9 protein-coding genes are annotated in these 13,883 nt (G+C 40.2%); 3 read left to right on the top strand and 6 right to left on the bottom strand.

Annotation, left to right across the window (positions count from 1 at the left end):
• Nucleotides 1-272: 272 nt before the first annotated feature.
• Nucleotides 273-1,412, bottom strand: coding sequence for an HAD family hydrolase (locus VEIS1202513_RS00860; protein ID WP_213467564.1), 1,140 nt, complete (start codon nucleotides 1,410-1,412; stop codon nucleotides 273-275).
• Nucleotides 1,413-1,561: 149 nt separating this feature from the next.
• On the opposite strand from VEIS1202513_RS00860, the gene VEIS1202513_RS00855 reads away from it, so the two are divergent.
• Complete coding sequence (locus VEIS1202513_RS00855; RefSeq protein WP_178884265.1) at nucleotides 1,562-1,912, top strand: hypothetical protein; 351 nt, start codon at nucleotides 1,562-1,564, stop codon at nucleotides 1,910-1,912.
• A gap of 48 nt (nucleotides 1,913-1,960) precedes the next feature.
• On the opposite strand, the gene VEIS1202513_RS00850 is transcribed toward VEIS1202513_RS00855, so the two are convergent.
• Complete coding sequence (locus VEIS1202513_RS00850; protein ID WP_213467563.1) at nucleotides 1,961-3,142, bottom strand: amidohydrolase; 1,182 nt, start codon at nucleotides 3,140-3,142, stop codon at nucleotides 1,961-1,963.
• A gap of 173 nt (nucleotides 3,143-3,315) precedes the next feature.
• Between VEIS1202513_RS00850 and VEIS1202513_RS00845 the strand changes: the two genes are divergently transcribed.
• Entirely contained in the window at nucleotides 3,316-4,098 is a 783-nt protein-coding gene (locus tag VEIS1202513_RS00845) for a basic amino acid ABC transporter substrate-binding protein (protein WP_105094582.1), read from the top strand.
• 140 nt (nucleotides 4,099-4,238) lie between these two features.
• Nucleotides 4,239-6,608, top strand: a complete 2,370-nt coding sequence (locus tag VEIS1202513_RS00840; protein WP_213467562.1) for a tetratricopeptide repeat protein — start codon at nucleotides 4,239-4,241, stop codon at nucleotides 6,606-6,608.
• Between the two features lie 114 nt (nucleotides 6,609-6,722).
• Here VEIS1202513_RS00840 and VEIS1202513_RS00835 read toward each other — a convergent pair whose 3' ends face one another.
• From VEIS1202513_RS00835 to ileS, 4 genes are all read right to left on the bottom strand, one after another.
• Nucleotides 6,723-7,973: an inverse autotransporter beta domain-containing protein gene (locus tag VEIS1202513_RS00835; protein WP_155086872.1), complete on the bottom strand. Its 1,251-nt coding sequence runs from the start codon at nucleotides 7,971-7,973 to the stop codon at nucleotides 6,723-6,725.
• 62 nt (nucleotides 7,974-8,035) lie between these two features.
• Nucleotides 8,036-9,301: an inverse autotransporter beta domain-containing protein gene (locus VEIS1202513_RS00830; RefSeq protein ID WP_213467561.1), complete on the bottom strand. Its 1,266-nt coding sequence runs from the start codon at nucleotides 9,299-9,301 to the stop codon at nucleotides 8,036-8,038.
• A gap of 24 nt (nucleotides 9,302-9,325) precedes the next feature.
• On the bottom strand, nucleotides 9,326-10,456 hold the full coding sequence (locus VEIS1202513_RS00825; protein ID WP_024065912.1) for an inverse autotransporter beta domain-containing protein: 1,131 nt from the start codon (nucleotides 10,454-10,456) through the stop codon (nucleotides 9,326-9,328).
• Nucleotides 10,457-10,969: 513 nt separating this feature from the next.
• Complete coding sequence (gene ileS / locus VEIS1202513_RS00820) at nucleotides 10,970-13,804, bottom strand: isoleucine--tRNA ligase (protein WP_213467560.1); 2,835 nt, start codon at nucleotides 13,802-13,804, stop codon at nucleotides 10,970-10,972.
• Between the last annotated feature and the right edge of the window lie 79 nt (nucleotides 13,805-13,883).

The following is a 13,883-nucleotide window of genomic DNA, read 5'->3' as shown; positions in this document are numbered from 1 at the left end:
CATCACCTCCTATGGGTTTAATAAAACTAACTTAGCATTCGCTCTAACAGCAGCTAAAGCAATGTATTACCTGTAATACACTTTCGAGCAATGCCTCACTATAAAACCGACTGGAATACAAACCGACAAACAAATATATATAGTTTTTTCAGATACTACCAGTTAAAAGTATTTATTTTTAACTGGTAGTATCTCAGATTTACACATATCGAACACAATCCAAATTAGAAAGATTTACATTTAACTGGTAGTATCTCTAATTTGAGATATGATTACTGTTTTTTTAGTAATTCATTGTTATACGCAATGGCGGAATAGATTGCTTTGGCCACGCCATGATGGTTATTATCTGTCGTCACATAACGCGCTGCTTCTTTAATATTTGGCTTCCCATTGCCCATAGCTACGCTAGCACCTGCAAAACGCAGCATGGATAGGTCGTTTTCACTATCCCCTAAGGTCATGACTTCATCGGGACTAAATTTCCAGTGATTTGCCAGTGCTTCTACAGCGGTTCCCTTTGTGGTATGTGGTAGTACGAATTCAAGATTACCTTCACTAGAGAGCAGTACATCATAAAAGCGTTCACGACCTGTACCATCATGAGACATACCTTGATATTCATCACGCAAATCTTGTAAGATTCTTTGGCGCATAGGCTCATCGCCGTAAAAGATTTGCATCTTCTCAGGACCTTCATCTAAGGCTTCCATATGAGCTAGTAAATCAGGCACCATAGTTCGTGTTGCCAAGATAAATGGGCGGATATTAGGTCTAAAGAAGAAATTAGACTGTTCTACTTCACACTCAGACATCTTTGTATGCGCTGCTGCATCACCTTCGGCCAAGGCATAGTGATCATGGGTTTCACCAGGTAGATGTCCTTCTGTATCAGCAGATATATGATTATTCATTACGCTATAAGAACTCTTTGTATTACTGTCATCGCCCTCATTACGTTCATCTACACAGGCACATAAGCGTTCAGGTGTAATACAACGAGACGGCGGATACATGCCAAAGATTTTATCTTTCACATAGGCCTCTACATAAACGCCATAGGTTAAGAGTTTACGCAATAAATATAAGGCCTGTACTTTATCAAATGTTACATGGAATAAAGTGCGTTTTTCATCTTTATCCATTACATAGGCACCATTGGTACACATAAAATAGCGTAAGCATGGCAACTTCTCGATGACATCGTTCATTTCATTCCAAGCACGACCAGAAGCGATGGCTACACGAATGCCACTTTCACGAGCGGCACGAATCGCCTCGATAGCCTCATTAGGAATTGCTTTCGCATCATTAACCAAGGTACCATCTACATCAGATGCAATGAATCGAATGGGTTTATCGCCGGTGAGACCTATATAATTTTTAATTTGTAAGGTTTCAGTTGAGGACATAAAGCCTCCTTTAATACGGTATATAAATGGATAGATATTATTTTCAATCAGTAGTACAGTAATAGTTACAAATATATCTGTTAAAAGAATACACAGATAGTATGTAAGACATAGATAGTATATAAGGCATAGATAGGAAGTGAAACTATATGCGTATCATAATTGATCGAGATGCAGTTTGTGCAGCCGATGATGCTAGTTGGCATCGCGAAGAATTTATCGTACCAGATGATATATCCATAGCCGGTTTATTCGAATTTCTTGAGCTTAAGTACATTCCGGTCATCGCGGGAAATAACGTGGTCTGGACGCTCTATTATCACGACCGTGAGTTAGGTGCCTATTTCACCAAGATTCAAAGTTTTATCAATGGCAACATCCCATTATCGTCTATTATCAGTAATTCTGAAGGAGGCAATGAATTTTATCTAAGATATTACAGCTCACCCCATCGATATAGAAAGCACTGTATTAGCATTAATCCCTTATCTAAATGCTAGTTGGTAAGATTGCATACAAATAAAGTTATTTAGATGCATTAAATTCAGCTACTTAGATGCATTAAATTCAGCCACAATCTCTTCTAATACTGCTGGGTTTTCTACCAAACTTAATAATGTACGACCAATAATATTGGCTCCATCAAGGATTGTTTGTTCAATGGTTGGTTCTAGCATAGCGGCTGCGAATTCTTTAGAGTGGCATACTTTATCGTCCCCAGCAAGTCGTAATTTAGGGTGGAACGCCGCACATTGATAGCTCACATTACCGATGTCTGAGCTGCCCCCAATATCTGCTGGGCCTGGCTTAAATTCAATGCCCATATCAGTCATCACCTCTTCAATGAGAGTAGTACCGCGATGGTTTTGGTTCATATCATCATAAGGATTGCCATAGAACTCTACATCTACTGTTGTACCAGTACAAAGAGCAGCGCCTTCAAAGATTTTTTTGATTTGTTCAGATAGGCCATTTAAATATTCACGTTCAGTGTGACGTACTGTTACCTCTAACTCGCCAAACTCAGGGATAACATTAGATGCAGTACCACCAGCAATGATCCATGTGCCGATGCGCGTTTCAGGTCGCACTTGTTGGCGCATCATATCCATCGCGTGAATAGCAAGTTGTACTCCGTTTACCGCATTAATACCGTTCCAAGGCTCACCTGCTGCATGGGCTGGTTTACCATGATACTTAGCACGGAAACAGTCTAGTGCCAAGAATTGTGAATTAGGTCGTGTTTCTTCACCATCGAGGTGAACCATGATAGCTAAATCATAGTCTTTAAACACGCCTGCATTGCACATATCCACCTTGCAACCTGTGGCTTCTTCATCAGGTGTACCGATGATATCGATGTCCATATTGAAAGCAACGCCGTCTTGTTGCATTTTGCGTAGCGTTAATGCAGCGAGTACACTCAGGGAACCACTGGCAGAGTGACCACATGCATGACCTACTTCAGGCAATGCATCATATTCACAGAGGATAGCCAAGCGCCCCTTTGGATTATCTACTTTTACAGCAGACGCCTTAAACGCTGTTGGCAGATTACAAAATTCATAAGTTACATCCATACCATATTTTTCAAGAACAGCACCAATCGTTTTTACGGTCTCAAATTCATGACTAGAAAGCTCAGGATTCTTAGCTAATGTATAGTTAATAGCAAACGCATCAGGTGCAAATCTTTTACAAAGATCTGAAAAGGTATTCGTAAGAGACATATTACCTCCATGTATATATCCAAATTATTGTAAAGAATTTTAGTACTCTACAATAAAGAATAGAAAACTCATTTACTCTTAATTATACAATGTTATTGCCTATTATTGTAAAATTCCGTACAATATAAACAGAATTTGATAAATCATGTATATGGATGTTTGAGGAGGTTTCTATGTTTAAATTCAAAAAGTTGACAGCCATCGCCCTCGTAGCGGTAGCAGCAATGGGTTTATTGGCTGGTTGTGGTAATGACAAACCAAAAATGACACAACAAGAGGGTGTATTGCGTGTAGGTTCTGAAACTACATTCCCACCATTCGAATTTACTGAAGGCGACAAATACGTTGGTTTCGATGTTGATTTGTCCGAAGCAATTGCTAAAAAATTAGGTTTAAAAATGGAATTCAAATCCATGGGCTTCGATGCTTTGATTCCAGCAGTTCAATCTGGCGATATCGACATGATCGCAGCAGGCATCAATGCTACGCCTGAACGTGAAAAAGCATTGGACTTCTCCGATGTATACTTCGATCAAGGTGGTTTCATCACAGTTGTTCGTAAAGACAACACAACAATCCATAACATGGATGAATTAGCAGGTCATACTGTAGGTGCTCAAATCGGTACTATCCCTGTTGAAATGGCTCAAAAAATCCCTAATACAACAGTAAAACAAATTGATTCCAATGCTAATATCTTCATGGAATTGAAAGCTGGTACAATCGACGGTGCTATCATCGATAACGCAGTGGCTATGTACTACCTTAAACAAGGTGCTGACAAAGACCTTAAACTCGTAGGCGAACCTACTAAAGCTGAAGGTACAGTTCTTGGCATGAAAAAAGGCAACAAAGCTTTACAAGAAGCTGTTAATAAAGCTCTTAAAGAACTTAAAGAAGACGGCACTTACCAAAAAATCTACGACAAATGGTTCGGCGATTACAACAAAAAATAATATCTATCTCTATGAACTAGGATAAATATGACCCCTCTGAAAGACTTCAGAGGGGTTTTTTCCTCTTTTGCGGTCTCTTACGTTCGTTATATAATAAATATGTATTCTATAGTAAATGTAATTAATATAAAGGAGGCCTTATGGCACAGTACTTTACGGAACGCCTAGAAAAGGTCTTCCACATGATTTTCACATCATATAATCAAGAGATGGCTCAAGAAGGCTTACGCCAATTAGAGCTCATCGTAAACAATCAGCAAAGCCCTGAGCAAACGAAGCATCAAGCCTTGCGCAACGATATGACTACCTCTCTGGAAAACGAAATTGACACTAAAGAGGACGCATTAAAAATAGCAAACAATCCAGAGTCTCGAGAGATAGCTGATGCATATGCTTTATTGGCTCGTATCTACGCAGGTCCACGCTTTACGTGGGAGGAATCTAATTTCCCTGAAAATAACATGCGTACCTATCAATGCTTGCACGATAGCATTCGCCGTTGTAGTCCTATCGGCACCTTACAAGCATTGCGTATCAATGGAACCATTACGCCTACGGTTGAAAAGGATATGTTAATATCCTTTAATGATGCATTTCATATCGTTTACGACTACGCTAAACAAGGCGATGCCTTTTGCCAATACATTATAGGTAATGTCTTTTTCTGGCGCGATGATGATCGCATTAGCCTAGCTCGAGATATGATTACACCGCCCCGCCTAAGCTTGGCAAAACGGATTCAACAAAGCTTACAAAAAGGTTCTATACAAGAACGCATTTCAACCTTACAAGGCACTGTTTCAGACGAAACATTACAGGAAAATGCTACTACATTCGCCAAAGAATGGTTTAACAAGGCCCTCAACAATGGACTTGCCATGTTCCAAGGCAATTTACGTAACATCTATATCGACGAAGGCGATTTTGATAATGCGCGCCGTGTAGCTTTAACGGCTGCTGAGCTAGGTAATCCAACCATGATGCTCTACACGGGCCTAGACTGTCACGAACATGGAAAATTTGAGGATGCTTTCACATGGTTCACGAAAGGTGCCGCCTTGGGCCAAGCTGAAAGCACAGCCGAATTAGCGGATTATTACTATCACTTTTATGATACGAAAGAACTACGCCGCCTAATTCCGTATAATCCTGTAAAAGCAATCGGCCTCTACCGTCGCGCAGCTACTAAGCATTTTAGCGACGCCGGCTATGCTGCATTGCAAGCGGCCTTCGGTTATATTTTCCACATAGGCCACCTTCCTCTCGACTGGAGTCTCATTGCAGACTTAACACACATGGCAGCCACAAAAGAGCGTTTTATGTTCTCCTTACCATATATTGGTTATATGCGAATCCATGGCTTAGGGGTAACGAAAAATATACGTTTCGGTGTACAATCCTTAACACGTGTACTAGATGAGGAAAAGCGCGCATTAGAAGAGGAAGATCGTGTTCTCTTCTATGATATTACACGAGCTTTAACGCGAGTTGCCTTAGGGTATGCCTATGAAAAAGGCTATGTCACAGGCAAACCGGATTTAGATGCCGCTGTAGCCTATTACGAAGAGTCTCATCAATATATACTATCTCACAAGGCAAACCTTGATGAAGAGCTGAAGGATATCCCTATCGATAATGAAGCAGAAGAGCGCTTAGCAGCCTTCGAAGAAATAGATGGCCATTGGCACTATAAAGAGGGCTTTACAGAGTCTACCTCAACAGTACGGCCTGGTCACACTGAATGGCCTCAAAATGCAGCTCGCTTATCTGTAAACATGGATGACTTCTTATGGGATACCACCTTATATGATTGGCAAACCATCGAGCATGCTTTAGAATCACAAGAAGAAATGAAACTGAGCTTTTACAATCATTTCCTCTCCATACCAGACAAGCTACGAAACATCTTTAAGCTAGATGTAAAGCGTATGCCACGTGATACGTACCAAGTCAGAATACATGGCTATGACCCTACAGAAGGTCAAGAGATGATCTATCGAGCACTATTCAAAAAAGAGAATACCATTCAGCTATTAAAAGACCTCTACGATACGCACCAATTACCTGCATTAGGAGATAACTGGTCCATCGAAACGAACGAGGAAAAACCAACTTGGCATTATGTACTCGATGTAGATCAACAAGCATTCCTACTTGAGGAGTACGACGATGCTAACGCAATGATACAAACCGCATTACAAGGCTTAAAAGACAAAAAGTACGAACAAATTAATGTCCGTACCCATGACTTTATTGGCCCCTCCTATTTTATTTTCAGAGGCAATCACGCAAATCCTTTTAGAGTGCAACTCTATCTGAAAGAATCCATGCGCCACTCCATCGACAAGGATGGTAAACCTCTCGATACACCAGGCAATACCTATTTATTTGAACAACAGTTAGGTAACGAAGTATCCTTAAACTACTGGATTCAAAAAACAATCAACACCTTGGAAATACCTGAGCTAGATAATTGGAAAAAACTCAGTGTGCCTAAGGCATTACAATAAAAATGACCCAGAACATAAAAGGAGCTAGTACATAATGTACTAGCTCCTTTTTTATAACCTATGAACAAGCTAAACTATTATAAATAATCATGAGGGTAGTGTATGCGGAAGCCCCTATAAACCTACATCGACAACGCCATGATCATAAGTTTCTTCTACAGTTTCTTGTACAACCATATCACTGCGATGTACCTTATCAAGCATCTTAGAGCGTGCTGTTGTAATGGCACTTTCACTATGTTTACCACCACGCCAAGCAAACTTAGATGTACCGATTGTATATTTCAAAGTTGCATAAGGACCACTCAAATGATGAGACGCTGTTTTATAACCCGCATCAAGAGTAAGATGTGGTGTAATATGGAATTCTGCCCCCACTTTAAAGCCTTTAATAGCATCGCGTTTAGGTAATTTATAATACCCTACTTTTACAGCCTCTCTACCACGCCAGTTATAATAGTCTGCATAGACACGAGCCCATCTAGCATTTTTAAATGTTCGAGCATAGCCAATATCATAACCTCTAGCTACAGTATTTTCACTTAGAGCCCAGTGATTTTCATAATCAACCCTAGCATAATCATAAAGACTTTGATCAGGATCCATTCCATATGGATACAATCCTGTAGGATCATACCATGTATCAGTTCGCCCATGAAGGCCTATATATTTTCTTTCATTAGATCCTAAATTTTTATAAATATTGGCATGGAATTCATTAAGCCCTACCACATATTCTAAGCCACCACTAACACGTTTATATCCATTTTTAAATGCATGGTCATAGAATGCATTGACACCAACGTAAGCATGCTCACTTTTACTAAGGCGACGATACCCTACACCAACATTAGCATTTACACCTAAGGACTCTTCCTTATCTGTTTGCCCATTATATACCGTAAACGTCCCTGCAGGTCTAGCTGGAACCCAATAATTATTTAATTTATTAGAGGATATCTTTTCTCCACTGCGTCCAATACGACCTTGTACAAAGACAACACTTTTAGCATTTTCATCGTAATGGGTTATAGGTTGTAATGTCTCAATGTATAACTTGTTGAGTTCTGTAGATTTGGATTTATCAGAAGTCCCCACAATAGGATGATTTTCCCAAGACGTAAAATTATGGAAGTGATGGCTACTCGACTCTTCAGAATCTTTCATGCCAACACCGACTACGATATCTGTACGATCCATCCAGCTAGAACGAACTGCTTCATGCTTAGCCCCATTCACTTCTGTTGTAGAATCTGCAATACCTTGGCCATGCCCATTTTGTACATCTGCTGCAAAACCTGTAGCACTAAATGCACATGCTACAGCACCTAAAACCATTGCTTTTATCATTAATGTCTTGCTCATATAAATTACTTTCCTATTATTACATGTCTTATTTAATATCTATAATCTAAACTACAGTGGTATTATAGATGATCAATTGGCGCCAAATAATCGTATTCAATGTCATCAAAGGATTCTACAATCATGTCTTGACGACGTACCTTATCTAGCATTTTAGAGCGAGCTGTAGTAATCGTATCATCACTATGCTTGCCACCCCAGAAGGCAAATTTAGATGTACCTAATGTATATTTAAGAGTACCATATATACCTTTCGACATATTATTAGCATTGTTATACCCAATATCTAAAGATATATGTGGTGTCAATTGTAATTCAGCACCGATTTTAATGCCTTTATAATGGTTAGCATTTCGTGCAGTAAACCACGGCACAGACCAATGACCTGGACGCCCCCAATTATATTCTTGTTTATGGCTAAATCCATTGCCGTTCCAACGATACCCATTTACATAGGCACGAGCCCAACGTGCATTTTTAAAGGACCTTACGATCCCTATTTCGTAGCCATCTAACACGCCACCACCTACATAGGTATTATAATTTTCACTAGGAATGGTATTGTATGGGAATGTATCTGGATAGCCATTAGGATACAACCGTTTAGGATATGGATTACCGCCACCGCCTTTTACGAGTTCCTTATCACCAAGGCCTCTATACACATTGGCATACACTTCGTTGAGTCCATTCACATACTCTACACCACCGCTGATACGATTGTAATTTCCTGTGAAAGCACGATCTACAAAAGCGTTAACACCTACATAAGCATGTTCATGTTTACTAAGAATACGATAACCAACACCTAAGCTACCAACCGTTCCTAACGACTCAGATGTTTTTTCATCTGTATTGATTTCCGTAAAAACATCAAACCCAAATGGTGACATTACAAGGTCTGGAGTGAAATAACCTCTTACCTCTTTAGAGGAGATTTTCTCACCACCACGGCCAATACGACCTTGTACGAACACAACGCTCTTAGAGTTTTCATCATAATGGGTAATAGGTTGTAATGTTTCTATATAGGCTTTAGTGATATTCCCGTAATCTGATATTGTATTGTAAAAGTTATTATTATAATCACTAGGGAACATCCCCTTGTGTGAATCAGATGAGCCCCCAGTTTGCACACCTATAGCAATATCTGTTCGATCTAACCAATTGGAACGAACCGCTTCATGCTTAGCCCCATTTACTTCTGTAGTAGAATCTGCAATACCTTGTCCATGTCCATTTTGTACATCTGCTGCAAAACCTGTAGCACTAAATGCACATGCTACAGCACCTAAAACCATGGCTCTAAATACTAACTTGCTTATCATATATTACTGTCTCCCCACTAGCCTTTATAAGTGATCATAAGGTACTACCATCCAGAATTCTTCATAGGTATTACCTACTCGCATCGGGCTGCGATCTACTTTATCTAACATTCTAGCCCGTGCATTGGTAATAGTATCATCACTATGCTTACCACCATGCCAAGCAAACTTGGATGTACCTAATGTATATTTAACAAAGCCATAGGCACCACTAGAATTGTTATTGTCTGATGTATACCCTACATCTAGAGAAACATGTGGTGTAAGTTGTAATGTAGTACCAGCTTGCCAGCCGTGGCTTTTACCAACATTAAGAGTTAAGGCAGGACCTTCACCATGTGTTGTGGCGCCTAAGCCATTCCAATGATAAGCACCTACATAAGCACGTGCCCAGCGAGCATTCTTAAAGGTGCGTGCATAGCTTACATCATATCCGGACAATGCTTTTTGAGACTTGTAAACTGTATAACCTGCAGTGCCACCATCTAACAAGAATTCAAAATAACCTTCATATAAAGGTACATTATAAGGTTCAGATTTTGTACTATTTAATCCCTTATAGATATTAGCGCGAACTTCGTTAAAGCCAGATACATATTCCAAGCCACCGCTAATACGGTTATATTTTTTCGAGAAGGAATGATCATAAAACGTATTAACACCTACATAAGCATGTTCATGTTTACTGAGAATCCGATAGCCTAACCCTACATTAGCAACAGTTCCCAATGATTTAGTATTATGATGTTCTTCAGGTCTATACCGTTGTTCGCCTTTTTTAGTAACTGGATTGTATGGATACCAATATCCCCCATTGCCACCAGAGAAATAGCTAGCTTGATCCTCTTGTCCGCCTTTACCGATGCCACCTTGTACGAATAGAACTGATTTAGAGTTTTCATCATAATGGGTTAAGGGTTGTAATGTTTCTACCGAAACTTGAGCCCCTACCTTAGATTGGGTACCGACTATAATATCTGTACGATCCATCCAACTAGAGCGAACCGCTTCATGCTTAGCCCCATTTACTTCTGTAGTAGAATCTGTAATACCTTGGCCATGTCCATTTTGTACATTTGCTGCAAAACCTGTAGCACTAAACGCACATCCTATAGTCCCTAACACCAACGCCTTAATAATTATGTTTCTTCTCATGACTTATACGCTCCCCTCGTTTTGCATAAGAAATAAAACCACACAACACTGCCCGTTCTTCACGTTCATTTCATGGTTAATTCATCTTCATTATAGGTATGCTTGTTTCTATAGTCAATATAACTCCTTATAGTTAAACGACACTTAAAGATTCTCTAAATCATTATGTTACAAATTGATTTCTATTTTCAGGCATAAGAAAAAGACCACCCGCAAGCTGGGTGGTCTTTTTTCTGGGGAATGAAATTGTTATTTGAATAAAGGCAAGATTGCGTTTGCTAAACCAGTAAGTGCAGCCAAAATTGCTTTAACGATAGTTGCTACCATTGCTCTTCCTCCTTCTCATATAAGCACAATAACTAAACTAACTATAAACATCTTAAACTAGGACATTAAATCTAATGTGAAATGAGTAAAAATTTACACATTAAGATTTCATGAGGAAAATGACAATGTCACAATTAATACGATTAGTTATATGAGAAAGATAGTATACAATGAATTCATAAATTTCTATAAATTTTTAACAACCTCTGCACAACGATGGCAAAGTGTAGGATGTTCGCTGTCTTGGCCTACTGTATCGCGGTGGATCCAGCAGCGTTCACATTTTTCAAGTTCAGATGGAGCAACTACTGTCGCTACGCCTGTTTCTTCGTCTTTTACAGCCTCTGCTGGAGCAGCGCCATTTACGATGTGAGCTTCGGATACGATAACAAGTTTAGCCAAGCCTTCTTCACCAAGGGCGTTCAATGCGTCGAATGCAGCACCTTCAGCATATACTGTAACAGATGCATCCAATGGGTGACCGATTGTTTTGTCTTGACGAGCAAGTTCCAATGCTTTTTGTACAGATGTACGCAAGTCTAACAATTGGTTCCATTTATCAGCCAATTCTTGGTTGAAGTGTTCAGGATGACCTTGTGGCCAATCTTGAAGCATAACGGATTCAGGCATGCCTTCTTCTTTAGGCATGTACTTCCAAACTTCTTCTGCTGTGAAGGAAAGTACAGGAGATACCATAGCTACCAATGTTTTCAAGATTTCATACATTGCTGTTTGAGCAGAACGACGAGCTACGTTATTTTTGCTTTCAGCGTACATAGTATCTTTCATTACATCAAGGTAGATGGAGCTCAAGTCTACTGTGCAGAAGTTATGAATTGCATGGTACAACATGTGGAATTCATAGTTTTCGTATGCGTCAGTAACCTTTTGACGTACTTCTTCTAAGCGCAACAATGCCCATTTATCGAATTCGGACATATCAGCATAAGCCACTTTGTCAGTATTTGGATTGAAGTCATCCAAGTTACCAAGCAAGAAGCGGAATGTATTACGGATCTTACGGTATACTTCGGATAATTGTTTTACGATGTCTTTGGACAAACGTACGTCTGCTTGATAATCCGCAGAGGATACCCACAAACGCATAACGTCAGCGCCGTATACGTCGATGATGTCGCTTGGTGCTACTGTATTACCTACAGATTTAGACATTTTACGACCTTCGCCGTCCACAACGAAGCCGTGAGTCAATACGGAATTGTATGGTGCTTTACCTGTTGTTGCTACTGCTGTTAACAAGGAAGAGTTGAACCAACCGCGATGTTGGTCAGAACCTTCAAGGTACATAGCACATGGTACATCTAAGCCGTTAACTTCAAGTACGCCAGCCCAGGAGGAGCCAGAGTCAAACCATACGTCCATGATGTCTGTTTCTTTTTTGAACTCATCATGACCGCAATGAGGACATTTGAAGCCTTCTGGTAACAATTCTTTTGCACTGTGAGCCCACCAAGCATCGGAGCCTTCTACAGCAACTTTTTCTTGTAATGCTTTGATAGTATCATCGTTGATGATGTGCTCGCCGCAGCTTTCACAATAGTAAATAGGAATCGGCACGCCCCAAATACGTTGACGGGAAATTACCCAGTCACCACGGTCGCGAACCATGTTGAAGATACGGTCATGGCCCCATTTAGGAATCCATTGTACTTGGTTGTCGATTGCATCTAAAGCTTGTTGACGGTAACCATCTACAGAGGAGAACCATTGTTCTGTAGCACGGTAGATGACAGGGTTTTTACAACGCCAGCAGTGAGCGTATTGGTGACGCAAGCTAGATTTATGAAGTAATGCATTGTTGTGTGCCAAGATTTTGATAACAGGCACTTCAGCATCATGAATTTCTACGCCAGCCAATGGGAATTCAGTATCACCATAACGGTTGTCGTCTACTTGTTTAGTATAGTTACCAGTTTCGTTAACAAGGGATACGATAGGAAGTTCAGTTTTGCCTTCCTTGTTATAACGCATAACGATGTTAAAGTCGTCTTCACCATGTGCAGGAGCTGTATGTACGCAACCAGTACCTGCTTCAAGTGTTACGTGGTCGCCACACAATACAGTAGAATTACGTTCTACGAATGGATGTTTGAATTCAGCCAATTCTAAGTCTGCGCCAGAGAAACGATTTACGATTTCGTAGTCTTCGATGCCGATATCTTTCATAGCTGCATCAACGAGTTCAGTGGCCATCAAGTAGTATTCGTCGCCTACTTTTACCCAACCATATTCAAGGTCAGGGTTAACGGAAATAGCTACGTTGGCAGGCATTGTCCAAGGAGTAGTTGTCCAAATAACGGAGTATGCTTGTTTTGGATCTACGCCAGCTGGCAATGTAACCTTTTTCTCAGATACGTAAGGGAATTTTACGTAGATGGAGAAGGATTTTTTCTCAGCATATTCGATTTCTGCTTCTGCCAATGCAGTTTCACAGTGTGTACACCAGTATACAGTTTTAAGACCTTTATAGATGTGGCCGCGTTTTGCCATTTCGCCGAAGATACCAAGTTGTTTAACTTCAAACTCAGGGCGCAATGTCAAATAAGGGCGTTCCCATTCGCCTAATACACCAAAGCGAATGAAGTCTTGTTTTTGAGTTTCTACGCATTCTAATGCATATTCCTTACATTTGTTGCGCAAATCTAATGGCGCCATTTCATGACGGTTAAGACCAGTATTTTTAATAACCGCATGCTCGATTGGCAAACCGTGCGTATCCCAACCAGGGATGTAGCGAGTATAATGACCAGTCATTGTTTTGTATTTCATGATGATGTCCTTCAACGTTTTGTTGAGGGCATGACCGATGTGCAATTTACCGTTCGCATATGGAGGGCCATCATGCAAGATGAATGGTTTTGCGTCTTTACGCAATTCCAAACGTTTTTGATAAATTTTGTTGTCTTCCCAGAACTTTAAAATTTCTGGTTCGCGCTTAGGCAAATTGCCGCGCATTGGGAATTCTGTTTCAGGCAAATGTAACGTCTTACCGTAATCCATGATGTGCTCCTTTTACATAAAAAAATCGCCCGCCCCCGAAGGGACGGACGTAATATCCGTGGTACCACCCTACTGACCT

Source organism: Veillonella orientalis (genome assembly GCF_018406505.1).
GTDB classification, from domain to species: Bacteria; Bacillota; Negativicutes; order Veillonellales; family Veillonellaceae; genus Veillonella; species Veillonella nakazawae.
Note: the sequence above shows the minus strand (reverse complement) of the source record. Positions and strands in the feature narration are given on the sequence as shown.